A 19,492-nucleotide genomic window follows, 5' to 3' on the forward strand; every position below is an offset into this window, starting at 1 on the left:
AATGCCCCATCGTTGATTGGCAAGGAGAAGCTGCAATGAGTGTTTTTCGAAGTGTATTGGGGGCCTGTGTGCTGCTTGGCAGCTGTGCCAGCAGCCTGGCGCTGGCCGGTGGGGCCGAGGGTTTGCAGCGGGTGAAGGTCGACCTGGTCGCGCCGCCGCTGGTGCATCCCCATGAGCAGGTGGTCAGCGGGCCGCCCAAGGTGGTGCAGTTCCGCATGAGTATCGAAGAGAAAAAAATGGTCATCGACGACCAGGGCACCACGCTCCAGGCCATGACCTTCAATGGCTCCATGCCCGGCCCGACCCTGGTGGTGCACGAGGGTGACTATATAGAGCTGACGCTGGTCAATCCGGCGACCAACAGCATGCCCCACAATGTCGACTTTCACGCGGCCACCGGCGCCCTGGGCGGGGCGGGCCTGACCCAGGTGGTGCCAGGGCAGGAAGTGGTGCTGCGCTTCAAGGCCGACCGCAGCGGCACCTTTGTCTATCACTGCGCGCCGCAAGGCATGGTGCCGTGGCACGTGGTGTCGGGCATGAACGGCGCGCTGATGGTGCTGCCCCGTGACGGCCTGCGCGACCCGCAGGGCAAACCCCTGCATTACGACCGCGTCTACACCATCGGCGAGTCCGACCTGTATATCCCCAAGGACAAGGACGGCCACTACAAGGACTACCCGGACCTGGCGTCCAGTTACCAGGACACCCGCGCGGTCATGCGCACCCTGACCCCGAGCCACGTGGTGTTCAACGGCCGTGTCGGCGCCCTGACCGGGGCCAACGCGCTGACCTCCAAGGTTGGGGAGAGCGTGCTGTTCATCCATTCCCAGGCCAACCGCGACAGCCGTCCGCACCTGATTGGCGGCCACGGCGACTGGGTCTGGACCACCGGCAAGTTCGCCAACCCGCCGCAACGCAACATGGAAACCTGGTTTATCCCCGGCGGCTCCGCGGTCGCAGCGCTCTATACCTTCAAGCAGCCGGGGACCTACGTGTACCTCAGCCACAACCTGATCGAGGCCATGGAACTGGGGGCCCTGGCCCAGATCAAGGTGGAGGGGCAGTGGGACGATGACCTGATGACCCAGGTGAAAGCGCCGGGTCCAATCGTCGAGCCCAAGCAATAGGAAGAGGGGCGGGGATATTGCTCAGGTCTTGATCATTTCGTAAAAGTCCGTAATATCCCCGCCATGCTCATCGATCAAATCAAAGCGCTGGCCAGCGACATCCGCATGCAGATGCTTGAATGGCTGAAGGACCCGGAAGGCAATTTTCCGCCCCAGGGGCATGACGCGCCGAAAGAAATCGGCATCTGCATGACTCACCTGCAGCACAAGGCCGCGCTTTCGGCGTCCAGCACCTCCAGCCATTTGGCGATCCTGCAGCAGGCGGGTCTGGTCGAGGCCACGCGCATTGGCAAGTGGACTTACTTTCGCCGTAACGAAGCCGCTATTGCCGCCCTTACCGAGCAACTGAAGCGCGAACTCTGAGTTTTTTTACTTGAACATTTCGTTATTTTTCGAAATGAAAAGGCAACCCAGGAGGATCTGTTCATGAAAGCAATCTACGTACAACCCGGTGGTGGCTACGATAAAGTAGTGGTCGGCGAGGCTCCGGCCGCGGCGCCACAAGCGGGCGAAATTACCGTGCGCCTGCGCGCCAGTTCCCTCAACTACCACGATTTCGCGGTGGTCAGCGGCATGTGGGGCCCGACTGAGTCGCGCATCCCGATGGCCGATGGCGCCGGCGAAGTGATCGCCGTGGGCGAGGGGGTCAGTGAATTCGCCGTTGGCGACTCGGTGGTCAGCACCTTTTTCCCCGAATGGTTGGATGGCAGGCCCAATGTCGTCGGCTTTGCCACGGTGCCGGGCGACGGCCTGGACGGTTACGCCCGTGAAGTCGTTACCGCTCGCGCCACCGCCTTCACCCGTGCGCCCAAGGGCTGGAGCCACGCCGAAGCCGCGACCCTGACCACCGCCGGTCTCACTGCCTGGCGTGCGCTGGTGGACGACGGCCGGGTGACTGCTGGCGACACCGTGCTGGTGCAAGGCACCGGCGGCGTGTCGATCTTCGCCCTGCAATTCGCCAAGATGCTCGGCGCCACCGTGATCGCCACCTCGTCCAGCGATGCCAAGCTGGAACGGCTGAAAGCCCTCGGTGCCGATCACCTGATCAACTACCGCGAGGACCCTACCTGGGGCGAAACCGTGCAGAAACTCACTGCCGGCCGTGGCGTCGACCACGTGATCGAAGTCGGCGGCCCGGCCACCCTGGAACAGTCGATGATCGCCGCCCGGGCCGGTGGCCATATCTCGGTGATAGGCATCCTGACCGGCGTGGCGGGTGAGTTCCCGATCGTCACCGCGCTGGTCAAGCAACTGCGCCTGCAAGGCGTGCTGGTGGGTAACCGCCGGCAGCAGCAGGACATGGTCCGCGCCATCGATGCCAACGGCATGCATCCGATCCTCGACAAGCATTTCGCCCTGGAGGCGATAGTCGATGCCTTCCGCTACCAGGAAAGCAACCAGCACTTCGGCAAGATCATTCTCGATATCTGACCCTGCCTGGCCGGCCGCTGCGGATCACTCGCTCTGATCCGTGGTGGCCAGCACCTCGTTGATCTTCCAGCAGCCTTTGTCCTTGACCAGCAGCAGGTCGACGATCTGCGTGGTGTCCGGCGTATTGCCCAGGGTCACCGACTCGCGCGCCGAGGCGCCTTGCACCTGCGGTTCGCTGACCTTGATTTGGGTCAGCCACTCATCCATGTAGTCCTGGGTCTTGAGGAAGTAGTCCTCTTCCAGCCCTTCGGGGCTGCTCATCTGCTTCTTGATCCGTTCGATCAGCGTTTGGGTGACGTACTGCTGCAGGTGCGGCAGGTCATCGGTGATCGGGTCTTTTTCGTTGCTGAAACTTTCCAGGTACCAGTTGTAGAAGGCCTCGGCCACCGGCTTGGGCGAGCTGGCGCAGTCGGCGAGGGCGAGGGGTTGATGGAAAGCCGCGGCGAGGAGCAGCAGGGGGAACAGCTTTCTCATGGGGACGTCCTTACAAGGAGTTAAGACATTGAGCCGTTGAGACATCAGGTTGTGGCCGAGTGCTCGATTTCAACACGCTGTGGCCCGGATCGCTATCGGCCTGTGCGCTGGCAGTGCCTTGCAATACAAATACGCTTTCAAATGATGTAGTCTTTAAACTACGGTCGCGGCATGATCGAGATCAAACAGATCGCGACCTTTATGGAGTGGGAAAACAGGCTCAAGGATCCCAGAGCCAGGGCGTTGATCGCTGCGCGGATTTTTCGCCTGGCCAACGGCCTTGCCGGTGACGTGTCTCCGGTGGGCGAAGGCGTCAGTGAGTTGCGCATCCATTACGGGCCGGGCTACCGGGTTTACTTCCAGCCGTGCGGCCTGCAACTCGTCATCCTGTTATGCGGCGGCGACAAGAGTCGCCAGAGCCGAGATATCGAACTGGCCAAACACCTGGCCCGTCGTTGGAGCCGATCATGAACGAACCGCTTTTCGACTATGACCCCGCCACGGCCTTGCGCGACCCGCAAGCCATTGCCCTGTTCATGGCGGACGCCTTCGAGACCGGCGATGCCGGCTACATCGCCAAAGCCCTGGGCGTGGTGGCGCGGGCCAAGGGCATGACCGAACTGGCCCATGAAACCGGGCTGTCCCGCGAGCAGCTGTACCGCTCGTTCAGCGACAAGGGCAACCCGACCCTGAAGACCCTGCTGGCGGTGATGCGCGCCCTGGGGCTGGAGATGACGGCGCGGGTGCATGGGGCGTCTTGATGAGGGTGGCGGTCGCATCCAGCCCCATAAAGGTTTTACTTCAGGCTTGCAGAGGGCCGATCAATAAGAGCGCCTCTATAAAGAGGGGCGAATGAATATTCGCCCCGTTCCTGCCTTCGGCTACTTGAGCCTTTAACGCAAGGCCGTGGCCTCGGTCGGCCGATTGGCATCGAGCAGTGCGTTCACTACGGCATTGGCCATTTCCACCGAGTGGATCATCGACCAGATCAGCCCGCGTTCCACACCGCTGGCGCGTTCGCTGATTTCATCGCTGACCTGCACCGCGCAATCGAGCAGCAGCGCCACGTGGACCAAGGCTTCTTCGGCGCTGACGCCGGGGCGGACGTCGAACAGTGAGTCGTGGCCCACGACTGTCGCGGCTGTGTCTTTCAGGTTGTTGAGGATCGAGGGTCCAGGGTTGTTCGCGGCCAGGGCCAGGCGGATGCGTTGGGTGGCGAGGTCGTGTTCGGGGGTTCTGAATTGCCCGGGCAGGGGCATGGGTGGATCGGGGACGAGCTTTTTCATGGTTTAACTCCTAGTACAGATTAGGAGCCATCACCATCGCTGCTAAACGATAGGGTGGCAGCCGTTTGCAGGTTAGCAGACCGGTGACTAGGAAAACCGGCGCACCCGAGGGTGCCCTGCGCACGGCCACCATAAAAGCTTGGGCCGAATAAAAGCGCCTCGCTGAGGGGGCACTTTGCGCCTAGTCCGGTGGGCTGCTAAACCCGATCACTGAATTGGCAGTGACAGGCCGAGCCTAGGCAGCAGGTTTGGCAGGCGCAAGCGGGTTGGAGATTCTAGGAAAAGTCGCTCAATAGAAAGCGAAGAGCCTTACATCTGGACCTGGCCAAGCCAAAGGCCGCCTCGATGTTTCGAACGCTGCACGGGCTGCCAAAAGGCCAGCAACCCTCACCCCCGCCCCCCGCCGTCACAGATAAAGTCAATGAACGCCCGCAGTTTCGGCGTCAGGTGGCGGCTCGATGGCCATACCACCTGGATGTTCAGGGTGCGCTGCACCCGATCGGGCAGGATCGATTCCAGTTCGCCGGCATCCAGTGCCTCGCACACCGCGAATTCGGGGACGCAGGCGATGCCCAGGCCTTGCCTGGCCATGTGGATCAGCATGTCCAGGTTATTGCAGACCATGGTCGCCGGCACTTTCAGCTCGGCGCCTTCGGCGAGGCCCGTCAGCGGCCATTTTTCCAGCTTGCCTGTCGACGGCAGTTTGTAATGCAGGCAGTGGTGTTCCTGCAGCTGCTCGACCGTGGCCGGGTAGCCGTGGCTGGCAAAGTAGCTGGGGGCGCCCACCAGGTAGAAGCCGAAGCTGTCGAGTTTCCTGGCCATCAAGCGGGAGTCGTGCAACTGGCCGGTGCGCAGCACGGCGTCGAAGCCTTCCTCGACCACGTCCACCAGCCGGTCGGTGAAGTCCAGCTCCAGCTGGATGTCCGGATAACGCTGCATGAAGCGCGACAGGTGCATGAACAAAACGTTGCCCAGCAGCGGCAGGCTGATGCGCAGCTTGCCGCGTGGCGTCTCGCTGGAGCTGGAGAGTTCCTGCTCCGCGGCTTCCAGCTCGTTGAGCACCCGGCGGCAGCGTTCCAGGAACAGCGAGCCCTCGCTGGTCAGGTTGATGCTGCGGGTATTGCGGTGGAATAGCCGGGTGCCGAGTTTCTCTTCCATGCGGGCGATGCTCTTGCCCACGGCCGAGGCGGAGATCCCGAGCAAGCGGCCCGCCGCGACGAAACTGCGGCTTTCGGCGACCTGGACGAACACGGTGATGCCATTGAGCTTATCCAACACTCACTCCTTTGATTGCGGACAAAAATGTCCGTGGACCCCGGAATTGTAACCTCTGTTTCCCTACCGTGGCCGGTTCTACCATCGCTGCATCCAGTTCAACCATTCAGCAATTTGGGGTCAGCTATGTCAGTCAACGAACCGCTTCGCCCGCTACAGTCTCTTCGCTCGTTCGAGTCCACCCAGGTGGCCTCACGGATCGATGCCGTGCTCGAGCAGACCCTGCACGACCAGCGCCTGGTGGGCGCCGTGGTGCTGGTGGCTCATCGCGGCGAGCTCATCTATCGCCGCGCGGCGGGCCTGGCCGACCGGGAAGCGCAAGTGCCGATGCGTGAAGATGCCTTGTTCCGGCTGTCTTCGGTCTCCAAGCCGATCGCTTCGGTGGCGGCGCTGGTGCTGGTCGCCCAGGGCAAGATCCAGCTGGACGATGACATCAGCCGCTGGTTGCCGTATTTCAAGCCAACCCTGAACGACGGCCAGCCCGCGACCATTACCCTGCGCCAGCTGCTGAGCCATACCGCCGGTCTTTCCTATGGCTTCCTGGAAAGCGCCGAGGGCGGCCCTTATCACGCCGCCGGGGTGTCCGACGGGCTGGAGCGCAGCGAGCTTTCGCTGGAAGAGAACCTGCGCCGCCTGGGCCAGATTCCATTGCAGTACAAGCCCGGCAGCAACTGGGGCTACTCGATCGCCACCGACGTCCTGGGCGGGCTGATCGCCGCCGTGCATGGCACGACCCTCGCCGTGGCGATCGATCAATTGGTGGTCCAGCCACTGCAGTTGCACGACACCAGTTTCAAGGTTTCAGACGTCAGCCGCCTGACCGCGGCGTACCTGAACGATCAGCCACGGCCGCATCGTATCGAGGCGCTGGAAGTGGTCCCGGTCTTCGAGGGCACCGCGGGCATCAAGCTGGACCCGGCCCGGGCCCTGGACCCGCATGCCTATGACTCCGGTGGCTCGGGCCTGATCGGTAGCGCCGGTGAGTTCCTGACGCTGCTCGAAACCCTGCGCAAGGGTGGCGCGCCGCTGCTGCCTCAAGCCCTGGTCGATGAAATGACCAGCAACCAGACCGCCGATCTGGAGCTGGAAAACTGGCCCGGACGCGGCTTTGGCCTGGGCTTCACGGTGCTCAAGGACCCGGCGGCGGCGCAGACCGCCGAGTCGGCCGGCAGCTGGCGGCTGGGCGGCGCCTATGGGCATTCGTGGTTCGTCGACCCGGCCGAGCAATTGACGGTGGTCGCCTTCACCAACACCGCCTTCGAAGGCATGTTCGGGCAGTTCACCGTAGACCTGTGCAACGCCGTCTACGGCCAGTGAACAGGTGCCGGCCCCTGCCAGCTGGGGGCCGGCACGCAAACATCGAATAAAGACGGTTCGCTCAGCGATCTGCATTGCCGTACCCCTCGCAACATTGCCTGCAAGTTCGCAACGCCATTGATGGTTTTTATCGGGAGCACGCTCGGCACGCGCACGCGTCGTCGGGCGCGCCGTGACTCTATGGGGATCGGATAATGAAAAAAGCAGAGTTCTACCATTCGCATGTGCACAGCAAACTCGATTCGCTCACGGGAATACGCTTTTTCGCCGCGGCTATGGTGTTCATGTTCCACGCGTCGCTGACCCGGATCATCGGTTTCAACCCCTACGCCGACAGCGATGTGATCGATGCCTTCCAGCGCATCTTCAGCGGTGGCGGCTGGCTCGGCGTGTCGTTCTTTTTCGTGCTCAGTGGCTTTGTCATCACCTGGTCGGCGCGCAAGGGCGACAGCCTGACCGGCTTCTGGAAGCGCCGCTTACTGAAGATCTACCCCAACCACATCGCCACCTGGCTGCTGGCGATGCTGCTGTTCAGCGTGCCGGCGGCCAGCGTGGCGATCTGGCTGCCCAATCTGTTGCTGGTGCATTCCTGGATTCCACGGATGGACACCTTCCTCAGCGTCAACGGCCCGTCCTGGTCGCTGTGCTGCGAGATGTTCTTCTATCTGCTGTTTCCCCTGGCGCTCAAGCTGGTCTGGAACATTGCCGAGCAGCGGCTGTGGCGCTGGGCCTGGGCGATGGTCGCGGGCCTGGCCCTGACGCAAGTCGCCATACGCCTGCTGGCCCCGGCCACGCCACTGATCAATGAGTACCCGATTTCCCTGAGCCAGTGGTGGTGGGCCTACTACTTCCCGCCCGCGCGGCTGTTCGAGTTCGTGCTGGGCATGCTCATGGCGCGGATCCTCATGGCCGGCCGCTGGATCGACCTGAGCGTGCCCTGGGCCTTCGCGCTGCTGGTCGGCAGCTACGTGGCGGCCATGTATGTGCCTTTCCAGTACAGCCTCAACCTGGTGACGCTGGTGCCGGTCGCGGCGCTGATCACCGCGATCGCCGCCAGCGACCTGAAGGATCGCAAAGGGTTGCTCAACACGCGCTGGATGGTCTGGCTGGGGGAGATCTCGTTCGGCTTCTACATGATCCACCTGCTGATCATGACCCTGGCGACCCAGCTGCTTGGCGGCCGCCTGTTCGATAACGGCACCGCCACGCTGATCGTCGCGCTCACCTTCGCGCTCTCCATCTTCGGCGGCTGGCTGCTGTTCAACTTTATCGAGCGCCCCGTCATGCAGCGTTGGGGCCGGACCGGCAAGGCCAGGGTGCTGGGCGGCAGCCTGGCCCAGCCCGAAGCCACGTCCTGACCCTCTCTCAACCGATGGCCTCATAACAGGGAAGTTGTTTTATGGACTCGATACGATCCGGGCGCTCGGGCAGCGCTCTCATGATTCGCGCCACGCTGGCCTGCGCCGTGGTGGTCGCGCTGGTAGTCGTGCTGCGCGGCGAACCGTCCACCACCGCGAAGGCCAGCGTGGCGCCGCCGGCCGCCGAAGTCGACGTGGCCATGGTGCTGTCCAGGCCCGTGACGGACTGGCAGAACTATTCCGGGCGGCTGGAGGCGGTCGAAAAGGTCGTCATCCGCCCCCTGGTATCGGGGACGATCGTCGCCGTGCATTTCAAGGACGGGGCGATCGTCAAGGAGGGCGACCTGCTGTTTGAAATCGACGCCAGGCCCTATGCCGCACGGGTCGAGGAAGCCCAGGCGAGCCTGGCCGCGGCCAAGTCGCGAAGCCAGTACACCGCCACCGACCTGGGCCGGGCCCAGCGGCTGATCAACTCCAATGCCATCGCCATGCGCGACCTGGACGAAAAGCAGAACGCCGCCAGCGAAGCCCAGGCCAATGTCAGGCAGGCCCAGGCGATACTCGACAGCGCTCGGCTGGACCTGGCCCACACCCGGATTACCGCCCCGGTCAGCGGGCGCATGTCCAATGCCCTGGTGACGACAGGCAATATCGTCAGCGCCGGTGAAAATGCCGCGCCGCTGAGCACCCTGGTATCGCTGTCGCCGATCTACGCCGCGTTCGATGTCGACGAGCAGACGTTCCTGCGCTACCTCAACCAAAGCAGTGCCCGGCCGGATGCGGTGCCGGTCATGCTCGGGCTGTCCAACGAAACGGATTTCCCGCGGGTGGGCAAACTGGCCTCGCTGGACAACCAGCTCGACCTGCAGTCGGCCACGTTGCGCGTGCGCGCCAGTTTCGACAACGCCGACGGCCTGCTCAGGCCCGGCATGCTGGCCCGGATCAAGCTTGGCGGTGGCCCTGAGCGCCAGGCGGTGTTGATCGATGACAGTGCGATAGGCACCGATCAAGACAAGAAATTCGTGCTGGTGGTGACCGCCAATGATCAGGTGGAGTACCGCCGCATCAGCCCCGGCAACCTGGTCGGCAATCTGCGCATCATCGATTCCGGCCTGCAGCCCGGCGAGCGGGTGGTGATCAACGGCCTGCACCGGGCACGGCCTGGGGATACCGTCAGGCCGCTGCTGGCCCAGCGCGCGGACGCGAGCACCCAGCCATGAATTTCTCCCGTTTCTTCATCGACCGGCCGATCTTCGCCGGCGCCCTGTCGACCCTGATCCTGCTGGCCGGGATCATCTCGCTGTTCCGCCTACCGGTCTCGGAGTATCCCGATGTGGTGCCGCCGCTGATCGTGGTCAACGCCCAGTACCCGGGCGCCAACCCAGCGGTGGTGGCGCAGACGGTCGCGGCGCCGCTCGAGGAGCAGATCAACGGTGTCGAGGACATGCTGTACATGCAGTCGCAGGCCAACAGCGACGGCAACCTCACACTCAGCGTCACGTTCAAGGTCGGCACCGATCCGGACAAGGCCCAGCAACTGGTGCAGAACCGGGTCTCGCAAGCGCTGCCGCGGCTGCCCGAGGACGTGCGCCGGCTGGGGGTGGTGACGATGAAGTCGTCGTCGACCCAGACGCTGGCCATCCACCTGGTTTCCCCCGATGACCAGTACAACGCTACCTACCTGCGCAACTACGGCATTCTCAATATCAAGAACCAGCTGGAGCGTATCCCGGGCGTCGGCGAGGTGCGCATCTGGGGCGGTGGCGACTACGCGATGCGCATCTGGCTGGACCCGCAGAAAGTCGCCCAGCGCGGCTTGAGCGCCAACGATGTGGTCGCGGCGATCCGCGAACAGAACGTCCAGGTGGCCGCCGGGGTCATCGGCGGTCAGCCGATGCGCACGGATGTCGCGCAACAACTGTCGGTCAATACCCAGGGGCGCCTGAAATCGGAAAAGGAATTCGGCGACATCATCCTCAAGAGCTCTGCCGGCGGCGCGGTGACGTTCCTGCGCGATGTGGCCCGGGTCGAACTGGCGGCTTCGGACTACGGCTTGCGCTCACTGGTCGACGGCAAGCCAGCGGTGGGTTTCGGGGTGTTCCAGATGGCTGGCGGCAATGCCCTGGCGATCTCCGCGCAGGCGCGCGAAATCATGCGCCAGGCCAAGGAAGACATGCCTGCCGGGGTCGACTACAAGATCGTGTTCGACCCCACCCAGTTCGTTCGCTCCAGCATTCTGGCGGTGATCCAGACCCTGCTCGAATCGACGCTGCTGGTGGTGCTGGTGGTCATCCTGTTCCTGCAGACCTGGCGCGCCTCGATCATCCCGCTGCTGGCCATGCCCGTGTCGATCATCGGCACGCTCTCGCTGATGCTGGCCTGCGGTTTTTCGATCAATGCGCTGTCGCTGTTCGGGATGGTGCTGGCCATCGGCATCGTCGTCGACGATGCGATCGTGGTGGTCGAGAACGTCGAGCGCAACATTGCCCTGGGTCTTACGCCCAAGGCCGCCTCCTATAAGGCGATGGACGAAGTCAGCAAGCCGATCATCGCGATCACCCTGACCCTGGTGAGTGTGTTCGTGCCGCTGGCGTTCATGCCTGGGTTGACCGGGCAGTTCTATCAGCAGTTCGCGTTGACCATCGCCATCTCGACCCTGATCTCGGCGTTCAACTCCCTGACCTTGTCGCCCGCCCTGTGTGCGCTGTTGCTCAAGGGCCATGACCAGCCGCGGGATCGGCTCAGCCGCGGGATCGACCGGCTGCTGGGGCCCTTGTTCAGCCGCTTCAACCGGCTGTCGGCGCGAGGCGAGCAGTCCTACGGCAATAACCTGGGCCGGGTCATCCAGCGCAAAAGCATGACCCTGGGCCTGTACGCCGTGTTGCTCGGCCTGACGGCCTGGCTCGGCCATTCGTTGCCCGGCGGTTTCGTCCCGGCCCAGGACAAGGAGTTCCTGGTCGGCCTGGCCCAGCTGCCCAACGGCTCCTCGCTCGAGCGCACCGAGCAGGTGATCCAGCGGATGAACGAAATCGCCCTGAAACAACCGGGCGTGGCCCACACCCTGGAATTTCCCGGCATGTCGGTCAATGGCCTGATGAACTCGTCAAGCGCGGGCATCATCTTTGTCATCCTCGAACCGTTCGCCGACCGGCACGGTTCGCAAACCAGCGCCACGGCCATCGCGGCGGCGTTGAACCAGCAATTCTCCGCCATCAAGGAGGCGTTCACCGGGGTCTTTCCGCCGCCTCCGGTGTTGGGGCTGGGGACCCTGGGCGGGTTCAAGCTGCAACTGGAAGACCGTGGCGCGCTGGGCTTCGAAAAGCTCGATGCAGCGGTACGCGCCTTCCTCAAGCAAGCCGCGCAGGCACCCGAGCTGGGGCCGAGCTTTTCCAGCTACCAGATCGACGTTCCGCAACTGAAGGTCGATCTGGACCGGATCAAGGCCAAGCAATCGAATGTCGCGATGACCGATGTGTTCGACACCTTGCAGGTCTATCTGGGCTCGCTGTACGTCAACGATTTCAACCTGCTGGGGCGGGTCTACCAGGTGCGGGTGCAGGCCGATGCGCCGTTCCGGGCCCATGCCGACGATATCGGCCAGCTGAAGGCGCGCAACGCCGACGGCAACATGGTGCCGCTGGGCAGCCTGGTGGAGGTCCATCCCACGTACGGGCCGGAAATGGTGGTGCGCTACAACGGCTACACCGCCGCCGACCTGAACGGTGGCCCGGCTCCCGGTTATTCGTCCGGCCAGGCCCAGGCCGCGGTGGAGCGAATTGCCGCCGAGACGTTGCCCAAGGGCATCAAGTTCGAATGGACCGAGCTGACCTACCAACAGATCATTTCCGGCGACTCCACCGTGTGGATCCTGCTGATCTGCATGCTGCTGGTGTACCTGGTGCTGGCGGCGCTGTACGAAAGCCTGCTGCTGCCGGTGGCCATCCTGCTGATCGTGCCCATGGGCATCATGTCGGCGCTGCTGGGTGTCTGGCTGACCCAGGGCGACAACAACATCTTTACCCAGATCGGCCTGATGGTCCTGGTGGGGCTGGCCAGCAAGAACGCCATCCTGATCGTCGAGTTCGCCCGGGAACTCGAACTGCAGGGGCAGGGCATCGTCCGCGCCGCCGTCCAGGCCAGCCAGCTGCGCCTGCGCCCGATCCTGATGACCTCCATCGCTTTCATCATGGGCGTCGTGCCCCTGGTGCTCTCCACCGGCGCCGGTGCCGAGATGCGCCATGCCATGGGCGTCGCGGTGTTCTTCGGCATGCTCGGGGTAACCCTGTTCGGGCTGTTGTTCACCCCGGTGTTCTATGTCGCGCTGCGGCTGCTCGCCACCCGCCGGACCCCTGCGGTCCAGGCCGCGCCCGAGCCGCCCATTGCGGAGCTGACGGTCCGTTGAGAACGGAACGGGAGGCGGTTTTTCAGGATTCGCAAGCACTCTACAGTCATCTGCAATCAATGAAACAAGGGGACAGTCAATGACACGCGTCGTGCGTTTTAGCCAATACGGTGGTCCTGAAGTACTCAGGATCGATGACATCGAGGTTCCCGCTCCGGGGCCCGATGAGGTACGGATCAGCGTCAAGGCGATCGGCCTGAACCGGGCGGAGTCGATGTTCCGTTCCGGCCAGTACCTGGAACAGGCCGAGTTTCCTTCCCGACTGGGGTATGAGGCGGCGGGCATCGTCGAGGCCGTCGGTGCCCGGGCCGGCGAGTTCGCGGTGGGCGATATCGTCAGCCTTGTGCCGCCGATCTCGATCGCGCAGTGGGGCACCTATGCCGAACTCGCGGTGCTGCCGGCCGCGATGCTGGTCAAGCATCCCGCCAGCCTGTCGTTCGCCGAGGCCTCGGCGGTATGGATGCAGTACGTCACGGCCTGGGGCGCGTTGATCCAGGTTGCCGCCCTGCAGCCGGGGGAATTCGTGCTGATCACGGCCGCTTCGAGCAGTGTCGGCCTGGCGGCGATCCAGATTGCCAACCAGGTCGGGGCGATCCCGATCGCCGTCAGCCGCACCGCGGCCAAGCACGAACAGTTGCTGGCGGCCGGCGCGGCGCATGTGCTGACCAGCGAGCAGGCGGACTTCAATCGACAGGTCGAGCGGATTACCTCGGGCCAGGGCGCCCGGGTGATCTTCGATCCGGTGGGTGGGCCGTTCCTGGAACAACTGGTCGATGCCGCGGCCCGCGGCGGGATCATCCTGGTGTATGGCGCCTTGAGCAGCGAGCCGTCGCCTTTCCCGCTGTTCAAGGTCCTGAGCAAGAGCCTGACGCTGCGCGGCTACCTGCTGCACGAGATCACCTCCCGGCCTGAGTTGCTCGAGGCTGGCAAGGCCTATGTGATCGCCGGCCTGGAGGCGGGGACGTTGCGCCCGGTGATTGCCCGGACCTTCGCCTTCGAGCAGATCGTCGATGCCCACCGTTACCTGGAGGCCGGCGATCAGTTCGGCAAGGTGGTGGTCACGCTGGAGTCCGCGTCATGAAAATGCTCCATCCGATCTACTTCCTGGCCCTGGGCCTGTTCGGCGTCTACACCATCGAGTTCGGCGTGGTCGGGATCCTGCCGGTGATCATCGAGCGCTTCGCCATCAGTGCTTCGCAGGCGGGGCTGCTGGTAGGGCTGTTCGCGCTGATCATCGCGGCCTGCGGCCCGATCATGGTGTTGCTGCTGTCGCGCTTCAACCGCAAGAAGGTCCTGACCCTCGCGCTGTTCGTCTTTGCCGGCACCAGCGTGTTGTCGGCCTATGCGCCGAACTTCGAATCGCTGATGGTGCTGCGCATCATCCCGGCGCTGTTTCACCCGGTGTATTTTTCCCTGGCCTTCGTCGCGGCCACCTCGCTCTATCCGCCTGGAGAGTCGACCCGTGCCGCGGCCAAGGCGTTCGTCGGCACCAGCATGGGCATGGTGCTGGGGGTGCCGCTGACGACGCTGGTCGCCGCGCAATTCTCCTACGAGGCGTCGTTCCTGTTCTGCGCCCTGGTCAACTGCATCGCCGGCCTGGGGATCATCGCCAGGCTGCCGGACGCGCCCGGCAATCGGGCCGTGTCCTATGGCGACCAACTGGCCATCCTGCGCAAATTCCCGCTGTGGCTGAACATTACCGCCTCGACGCTGATCTTTGCCGCGATGTTCTCCGTGTACAGCTATTCGGCCGAGTACCTGGCCCGGGAAGCCGGGATGAGCGCGCAACTGATCAGCATCCTGCTGGTGGTCTTCGGTATCGGCGGCGTTGCCGGCAACCTGTATGCCGGCAAGCTGATCGGCCAGAACATGGTCCGCACGACGATCCTGCACCCGATCCTGCTGGCGGGCGCCTACGGCTTGCTGTACCTGTTCGCCGGCCCGTCGCTGCTGACCATGCTGGTGATCGTGGTGATCTGGGGCGCGACCCATACCAGCGGGCTGATCGTCACGCAGATCTGGCTGACCTCCGAAGCGCCGGAGGCCCCGGAGTTCGCCACCGGCATCTATATCTCGTTCATCAATCTGGGCGTGACCATAGGGTCGACAACTGGCGGCTGGTTTCTGGCGCGCCTGGGCTTGCAGGGCACTCTCTACAGTGGTTTGCTGTTCGCCGCGCTGGCCTTGATGGTCATCGTGGTCAAAGTCCTGTTTTTCAGTGCCGCACCGCGCAAGGGAGGCGCGCCCGTCGCGGCAGACTGAGTTCTACGATGCAGGGTGGCCCGCACGGATGAGGGTTTTTTCATCCGTGCGCGGCTGGCATCGGCTTTACGTTCCCAACCAAGGATCTCCAGGATGGAAGCCTTTGGGTCGACCGCCTGGGTTGTTTTTCCATTGAGAATCGATCGAGGCCTCATGAATCCCTTGACTGTGTCCAACCCCTCCTGCAACTGGCCCACGGGGCTGGAGTCGCGCGACAGCAGCATGTTCGACTGGGAAAACCTTCGCCATTACGTCACCTTCGCCCGCACCCAGTCGCTCAGCAGCGCGGCACGCGAGCTGGGCGTCGAGCATGCCACGGTGGCGCGACGGATAGCGGCGCTGGAATCGTCGCTGAACCTCAAGCTGGTCGACCGGCGCAAACGCAACTACGAGATCACGCCGTTCGGCCACCGCATCGCGGAAATCGCCGGGCGGATGCAGAAGGACGCCAAGGCGATTTCCAAGGTGGCGCTCTCCGTGCAGACCGAGATGGTCGCCGATCTCGCGGTCAGCGCGCCGCCGTTGCTGACCTCGGAATTCATCGCCCCGCACCTGGGGCGCCTGCGCCGTGAACACCCGTCGATCAATGTCAGCCTGTTGATGCAGGACGATATCGGCACGCTGTGCAATCCCGAGCCGGACCTGATGATCCGCCTGTGCCGGCCGACCCAGATGGACCTGGTGGCGCGCAAGATAGGGACGGTGTCTTTCGGCCTGTACGGCAGCCAGGGCTACCTGGCGGAGCACACCAGCGAGCAGTACGAATACATCGTCTATGACGACAGCATGGAGCACTCCCGGCAACAGATGTGGTTGCGCGAGGTCGCCGGGGAGCGCCCGGTAGTGCTGCGCGCCAGAAGTCTCGAAGTCCAGGCCTCGGCGGCCCGCGCCGGCATCGGCATTGCCTTGCTGCCCAACTTCTATGGCCTGAAAGACCCCGAATTGGCAAAGGCGCAGTTTCATTATGCGGACTTGATGATCGATATCTGGCTAGTGGTTCATGAGGATTTGCGCAAAGAGGCACCCATTCGTTCGTTAATGGACTTCCTGGTCAGCTGCTTTCCAACTGAGCAATTCTTTTAAAAGCGTTTTTACAGGGGGGCGTAGTTCAGTCTGGTGTTAACACAAGGTGAATTTTTTAACCCCCCAGGGTAAATACGGGGAGTTTACAAACAAGCGGGCAGATTTCAGTATCAGCCCCATAACAAGAAACATGCTTGCTCCCCCGACGGTTGAAAACCCATGCCAGGGTTTTCAAAAGTCCCCCACCCGGATACGGCACACGCTTCTCCGGTTGCGGTCTGAAACCATAATAAAAAAAACAGCGAAGAATTCGATTGTCCAACGATATTGATTCGCTGGCCGTCGAAGCTCTGATGTTGAAAAAACATTTATCAAGTTCTGCTCTTGGCCTCTCTGGCCCTCGACTCATGCCTGTAAAAAGCGTTTGGGAATAATCCTGCATTACGGTCACGTTACTACTAACGAAACCCGGGACGTACTTGCGTGCGCTTCCAGAGTTTTATAGCGAGCTCACAGAAGGAATTGGGATCATGAATAACGTAAAGATTATTGATGTAACGCTCCGTGATGGTGGTTATCGTAACAACTTCGAGTTCACCACCGATTATGCCGCCAATGCCGTCGGACACCTTGTCGACGTGGGGGTTGGGCATGCCGAGATCGGTTATTGCAACGGTTCTTTCATACGCAAGAAAGAACACGGACTGAGCAGTTCGGTCAGCCCTGAATATATTGAATCGCTGCGTCGTGCCGCGCGCGGTCAACTAGGGCTGTGTGTCATGGTGCATCCGCGTAATGTGACGGGCGAAGACTTTGAAATGCTCGCCGAACATGGCGTCGGAATGATCCGGGTGTGTTTGCGTGCCGAGCAACTTGAACAAGGCGTGGCAACTATCGAGTTGGCCAAGTCGTTCAACTTTCAGGCCAGCGCCAATATCACCCACATCACCACGCAAACACCGGGAACCGTGACGGATATGGCATTGCGCGCGGAAGGCGCCGGGGCCGATGTCATTTATTTCGCCGACTCTAATGGCAATATGATTCCGGATGATGTCGAACGGCTAGTCAGTCGGATATCCAGAAGAGTCCATGTGCCCCTGGGGTTCCATGCGCACAATAATCTTTCCCTGGCGCTTTCCAACTCCATCGCGGCCGTCGAGGCCGGTGCCGAATATATCGACACTTCGATTTGCGGCATGGGCAAGGGCGCGGGCAACTTGCACCTGGGCATGTTTATCGCCTATCTGGAACGGGTCGGAAGTGCCAATGGCTACGACTTGGTCAAGGCCCTGCAGTTGTCCGAATACACCGCGCAGAGCGTTCCACTGAGCAGCCTGCCGACCCCGCTCATGGATGTGATGCTGGGTGCCTACAACTTGCCTTTCGATGTTCAGCAGCGGCTGGAGGACACCATGTCCCGGCTGCAGATCAGCTCGACATTCCAGGCGCTCCGGGCGATGCACGAGCAGGACCTGATCCAGCGGCACGCGGTACGGCCGCTGGTGATTTCCCGGTCCAGCTTCCCGGCTCATCTGTCCGCCGAAGGAAAGATGTGATGAGCGCACTCCAGCAATCGGCGCAGTCGGGCAAACCGACGCGTCATCGAGTCTGCGTGCTGCCCGGGGACGGCATCGGCAGTGAAGTCGTCGAGGCCATACTGCCGATCTTCGATGCCCTGGAGCTGCCCATCGACCTGGACTTCGGCCAGATCGGCTGGGAGTGCTGGCGCACCGGCGGGGATCCGGTCCCGGCCGAGACCTGGGCGAAGATCGCCGCGGCCGACGCCACGCTGCTCGGCGCCATCACCAGCAAGGCCCTGCAGGAAGCCGAGAAGGAATTGCCCGAGGCCCTGCGCAACACCTCGCGGGTGTACGTCTCGCCGGTGATCCAGCTACGCCAGCGCCTGAGCCTGTATGCCAACGTGCGGCCGGTCACCGATGTACTCGGTGAGGGGCGGTTCCGTTTCACGGTAATCCGCGAGAACACCGAGGGGCTTTACGCCGGTCTCGACTTTGCCTCGATCCCCGCCGAATTCGAGCCGCTGCTCAAGGCACGGGAACTGGCCGGGGCGCCGTGGAGCCGCGATAGCGCCGAGGACGCGACCATGACGGTGCGGCTGCAGACCCGGGCCGGCCTGACCCGGCTGTTTCGCTTCGCCTTCGAATACGCCCGCCAGCATGACTACCAGCGCGTGACCCTGGCGGACAAGCCCAATGTGCTGCGCTACAGCGGTGCGTTCGCCAGGGGGATCCTCGAGGAGGTGGCCGCGCACTACCCGGATATCGCCTACAACATCGACAACGTCGACGCCGTGGCGCTGTGGATGATCCGTCGTCCGGAGCGCTTTGGAGTGATCGTCGCGGAGAACATGTTCGGCGACATCCTTTCCGACCTCGGGGCCGGGGTCATGGGCGGGCTGGGGTTCGCGCCCAGCGCGAACATCGGCGACGCCGGGGCCTACTTCGAGCCGGTGCATGGCAGCGCCCCGGCCCATGTCGGCCAGGACAAGGCCAACCCCAGCGCGATGTTCCTGTCCCTGGCCCTGCTGCTCGAACACCTGGGTTACCACGCCCAGGCCCAGGCCATCGAGCAGGCGGTGACGCAGGTGGTCAGGCACGACTGCCAGACCTACGACAGTGGCGGCCAGGCGACCACCGGGCAATGCGCCGCGGCCATCATCCGGCGGAGCGTGGCCAACCTTCGCCAACTCATCCCGAATACCGAAAACGCTCGGGCTTTGCCCGCAAGGAGTCATGCATGAGCACCTCTTCACTCTCGGAGCAACAGCGCGCCTCCCTGCTGGAACAATGTGCCGCGCTGGATACCGCCTCGCTGAGCGATGCCCTCGACAGCCTCGGCATCGACGCCGGGTTGCTGGGCATCATCCAGCAAGTGCCCGGCACCCGGTGCAGCGGCTTCGCCTTTACCGTGCTCTACGAGCCGGTCAACCAGAACGACGGTTTCAAGAACGCCGCCAACTACATCGATGAGGTGCCGCCTGGCTCGGTGGTGGTTTCCAGCAACGCCGGGCGGCTGGACGCCACGGTCTGGGGCGACATCCTGACCCACGTGGCGGTGCAGCGGAACGTGCGCGGCACCTTGATCGACGGGGTCGCGCGGGATATCGACACCGTGACCCGCCTCAATTACCCGCTGTTCAGCCGCGGGCGGTTCATGCAGTCGGGCAAGAACCGCGTGCAGCTCAAGGCCACCCAGGTGGCGGTCGAGGTCAGCGGCGTGACCATCCATCCCGGCGATCTGATCGTCGGCGATGCCAGCGGTTGCCTGGTGATCCCCATCGACAAGGCCGAAGAGGTCATCAAGCGCGCCATTGCCGTGGAAAAGACCGAGCGCGACATCATCGCGTCGGTCAGCCAGGGCCTGTCGCTGGCGGAGGCGCGCCGCCTGCACCGCTATGACCAGCCATGGCTCGCGGCCGAGGCGAAAACCCCGAGTGCCGCCTGAGCGGCAACCTGCGTGCGATGCACAGGCGTGATGCGAAACGACGCGTCACGTTCCTCGATCAAGGAGAGC

18 protein-coding genes are annotated in these 19,492 nt (G+C 63.2%); 15 read left to right on the forward strand and 3 right to left on the reverse strand.

Translation table 11 applies throughout. The features are described from left to right. Positions 1 to 35: 35 nt before the first annotated feature. The 3 genes from nirK to PVZ78_RS27655 all read left to right on the forward strand — a co-directional run bounded on the left by nirK (position 36) and on the right by PVZ78_RS27655 (position 2,558). On the forward strand, positions 36 to 1,127 hold the full coding sequence (gene nirK / locus PVZ78_RS27645; RefSeq protein ID WP_009051081.1) for a copper-containing nitrite reductase: 1,092 nt from the start codon (positions 36 to 38) through the stop codon (positions 1,125 to 1,127). Between the two features lie 63 nt (positions 1,128 to 1,190). Further along, positions 1,191 to 1,490 carry an ArsR/SmtB family transcription factor gene (locus PVZ78_RS27650; RefSeq protein WP_273829590.1) on the forward strand — a complete coding sequence of 100 codons (300 nt, stop codon included), beginning with the start codon at positions 1,191 to 1,193 and terminating at the stop codon, positions 1,488 to 1,490. 63 nt (positions 1,491 to 1,553) lie between these two features. Continuing rightward, positions 1,554 to 2,558 (forward strand): zinc-dependent alcohol dehydrogenase family protein, encoded by a 1,005-nt coding sequence (locus tag PVZ78_RS27655; protein ID WP_124340800.1) that lies wholly within the window; start codon positions 1,554 to 1,556, stop codon positions 2,556 to 2,558. A 24-nt stretch (positions 2,559 to 2,582) separates the two neighbouring features. On the opposite strand, the gene PVZ78_RS27660 is transcribed toward PVZ78_RS27655, so the two are convergent. Then, positions 2,583 to 3,032, reverse strand: a complete 450-nt coding sequence (locus PVZ78_RS27660; protein WP_009051078.1) for a DUF3828 domain-containing protein — start codon at positions 3,030 to 3,032, stop codon at positions 2,583 to 2,585. Between the two features lie 171 nt (positions 3,033 to 3,203). Here PVZ78_RS27660 and PVZ78_RS27665 point away from each other — a divergent pair, with 171 nt between their 5' ends. Together PVZ78_RS27665 and PVZ78_RS27670 are read left to right on the forward strand one after the other, a co-directional pair. After that, a complete protein-coding gene (locus PVZ78_RS27665) occupies positions 3,204 to 3,503 on the forward strand; it encodes a type II toxin-antitoxin system RelE/ParE family toxin (protein WP_273829591.1) in 300 nt (99 codons plus the stop codon). Continuing rightward, positions 3,500 to 3,793 (forward strand): addiction module antidote protein, encoded by a 294-nt coding sequence (locus PVZ78_RS27670; RefSeq protein WP_028683469.1) that lies wholly within the window; start codon positions 3,500 to 3,502, stop codon positions 3,791 to 3,793. The genes PVZ78_RS27665 and PVZ78_RS27670 overlap by 4 nt, the downstream gene beginning before the upstream one ends. Before the next feature lie 132 nt (positions 3,794 to 3,925). On the opposite strand, the gene PVZ78_RS27675 is transcribed toward PVZ78_RS27670, so the two are convergent. Together PVZ78_RS27675 and PVZ78_RS27680 are read right to left on the reverse strand one after the other, a co-directional pair. Continuing rightward, positions 3,926 to 4,318 (reverse strand): DUF6124 family protein, encoded by a 393-nt coding sequence (locus PVZ78_RS27675; RefSeq protein WP_016702675.1) that lies wholly within the window; start codon positions 4,316 to 4,318, stop codon positions 3,926 to 3,928. 387 nt (positions 4,319 to 4,705) lie between these two features. Then, a complete protein-coding gene (locus PVZ78_RS27680) occupies positions 4,706 to 5,593 on the reverse strand; it encodes a LysR family transcriptional regulator (RefSeq protein ID WP_028683471.1) in 888 nt (295 codons plus the stop codon). 126 nt (positions 5,594 to 5,719) lie between these two features. On the opposite strand from PVZ78_RS27680, the gene PVZ78_RS27685 reads away from it, so the two are divergent. The 10 genes from PVZ78_RS27685 to PVZ78_RS27730 all read left to right on the forward strand — a co-directional run bounded on the left by PVZ78_RS27685 (position 5,720) and on the right by PVZ78_RS27730 (position 19,423). After that, positions 5,720 to 6,910: a serine hydrolase domain-containing protein gene (locus PVZ78_RS27685; RefSeq protein WP_028683472.1), complete on the forward strand. Its 1,191-nt coding sequence runs from the start codon at positions 5,720 to 5,722 to the stop codon at positions 6,908 to 6,910. A 194-nt stretch (positions 6,911 to 7,104) separates the two neighbouring features. After that, a complete protein-coding gene (locus tag PVZ78_RS27690; protein ID WP_273829592.1) occupies positions 7,105 to 8,268 on the forward strand; it encodes an acyltransferase family protein in 1,164 nt (387 codons plus the stop codon). Between the two features lie 41 nt (positions 8,269 to 8,309). Further along, a complete protein-coding gene (locus tag PVZ78_RS27695) occupies positions 8,310 to 9,488 on the forward strand; it encodes an efflux RND transporter periplasmic adaptor subunit (protein ID WP_039968246.1) in 1,179 nt (392 codons plus the stop codon). Beyond that, positions 9,485 to 12,670: an efflux RND transporter permease subunit gene (locus PVZ78_RS27700; RefSeq protein ID WP_009051070.1), complete on the forward strand. Its 3,186-nt coding sequence runs from the start codon at positions 9,485 to 9,487 to the stop codon at positions 12,668 to 12,670. The genes PVZ78_RS27695 and PVZ78_RS27700 overlap by 4 nt, the downstream gene beginning before the upstream one ends. Positions 12,671 to 12,749: 79 nt before the next feature. Further along, complete coding sequence (locus PVZ78_RS27705) at positions 12,750 to 13,751, forward strand: zinc-dependent alcohol dehydrogenase family protein (RefSeq protein ID WP_016702680.1); 1,002 nt, start codon at positions 12,750 to 12,752, stop codon at positions 13,749 to 13,751. Continuing rightward, a complete protein-coding gene (locus PVZ78_RS27710) occupies positions 13,748 to 14,932 on the forward strand; it encodes an MFS transporter (RefSeq protein WP_009051068.1) in 1,185 nt (394 codons plus the stop codon). Before PVZ78_RS27705 ends, PVZ78_RS27710 begins: the two co-directional genes overlap by 4 nt. A 153-nt stretch (positions 14,933 to 15,085) precedes the next feature. Next, positions 15,086 to 16,015, forward strand: a complete 930-nt coding sequence (locus tag PVZ78_RS27715; RefSeq protein ID WP_016702681.1) for a LysR family transcriptional regulator — start codon at positions 15,086 to 15,088, stop codon at positions 16,013 to 16,015. A 470-nt stretch (positions 16,016 to 16,485) separates the two neighbouring features. Further along, a complete protein-coding gene (locus PVZ78_RS27720; RefSeq protein WP_009051066.1) occupies positions 16,486 to 17,514 on the forward strand; it encodes a nucleoid-structuring protein H-NS in 1,029 nt (342 codons plus the stop codon). Then, positions 17,514 to 18,719, forward strand: a complete 1,206-nt coding sequence (locus tag PVZ78_RS27725; protein WP_016702682.1) for an isocitrate/isopropylmalate dehydrogenase family protein — start codon at positions 17,514 to 17,516, stop codon at positions 18,717 to 18,719. The genes PVZ78_RS27720 and PVZ78_RS27725 overlap by 1 nt, the downstream gene beginning before the upstream one ends. Next, on the forward strand, positions 18,716 to 19,423 hold the full coding sequence (locus PVZ78_RS27730) for an RraA family protein (protein ID WP_009051064.1): 708 nt from the start codon (positions 18,716 to 18,718) through the stop codon (positions 19,421 to 19,423). The genes PVZ78_RS27725 and PVZ78_RS27730 overlap by 4 nt, the downstream gene beginning before the upstream one ends. Positions 19,424 to 19,492: the final 69 nt, after the last annotated feature.

Source organism: Pseudomonas sp. SBT1-2 (genome assembly GCF_028640875.1).
Taxonomy (GTDB): domain Bacteria; phylum Pseudomonadota; class Gammaproteobacteria; order Pseudomonadales; family Pseudomonadaceae; genus Aquipseudomonas; species Aquipseudomonas chlororaphis_I.

Excerpts from the sequence above, each read along its gene's own strand:
- nirK (WP_009051081.1), top strand. The coding sequence starts at position 36 with ATGAGTGTTTTTCGAAGTGTATTGGGGGCCTGTGTGCTGCTTGGCAGC.
- PVZ78_RS27650 (WP_273829590.1), top strand. The coding sequence starts at position 1,191 with ATGCTCATCGATCAAATCAAAGCGCTGGCCAGCGACATCCGCATGCAG.
- PVZ78_RS27655 (WP_124340800.1), top strand. The coding sequence starts at position 1,554 with ATGAAAGCAATCTACGTACAACCCGGTGGTGGCTACGATAAAGTAGTG.
- PVZ78_RS27660 (WP_009051078.1), bottom strand. The coding sequence starts at position 3,032 with ATGAGAAAGCTGTTCCCCCTGCTGCTCCTCGCCGCGGCTTTCCATCAA.
- PVZ78_RS27665 (WP_273829591.1), top strand. The coding sequence starts at position 3,204 with ATGATCGAGATCAAACAGATCGCGACCTTTATGGAGTGGGAAAACAGG.
- PVZ78_RS27670 (WP_028683469.1), top strand. The coding sequence starts at position 3,500 with ATGAACGAACCGCTTTTCGACTATGACCCCGCCACGGCCTTGCGCGAC.
- PVZ78_RS27675 (WP_016702675.1), bottom strand. The coding sequence starts at position 4,318 with ATGAAAAAGCTCGTCCCCGATCCACCCATGCCCCTGCCCGGGCAATTC.
- PVZ78_RS27685 (WP_028683472.1), top strand. The coding sequence starts at position 5,720 with ATGTCAGTCAACGAACCGCTTCGCCCGCTACAGTCTCTTCGCTCGTTC.
- PVZ78_RS27690 (WP_273829592.1), top strand. The coding sequence starts at position 7,105 with ATGAAAAAAGCAGAGTTCTACCATTCGCATGTGCACAGCAAACTCGAT.
- PVZ78_RS27695 (WP_039968246.1), top strand. The coding sequence starts at position 8,310 with ATGGACTCGATACGATCCGGGCGCTCGGGCAGCGCTCTCATGATTCGC.
- PVZ78_RS27700 (WP_009051070.1), top strand. The coding sequence starts at position 9,485 with ATGAATTTCTCCCGTTTCTTCATCGACCGGCCGATCTTCGCCGGCGCC.
- PVZ78_RS27705 (WP_016702680.1), top strand. The coding sequence starts at position 12,750 with ATGACACGCGTCGTGCGTTTTAGCCAATACGGTGGTCCTGAAGTACTC.
- PVZ78_RS27710 (WP_009051068.1), top strand. The coding sequence starts at position 13,748 with ATGAAAATGCTCCATCCGATCTACTTCCTGGCCCTGGGCCTGTTCGGC.
- PVZ78_RS27715 (WP_016702681.1), top strand. The coding sequence starts at position 15,086 with ATGAATCCCTTGACTGTGTCCAACCCCTCCTGCAACTGGCCCACGGGG.
- PVZ78_RS27720 (WP_009051066.1), top strand. The coding sequence starts at position 16,486 with ATGAATAACGTAAAGATTATTGATGTAACGCTCCGTGATGGTGGTTAT.
- PVZ78_RS27725 (WP_016702682.1), top strand. The coding sequence starts at position 17,514 with ATGAGCGCACTCCAGCAATCGGCGCAGTCGGGCAAACCGACGCGTCAT.
- PVZ78_RS27730 (WP_009051064.1), top strand. The coding sequence starts at position 18,716 with ATGAGCACCTCTTCACTCTCGGAGCAACAGCGCGCCTCCCTGCTGGAA.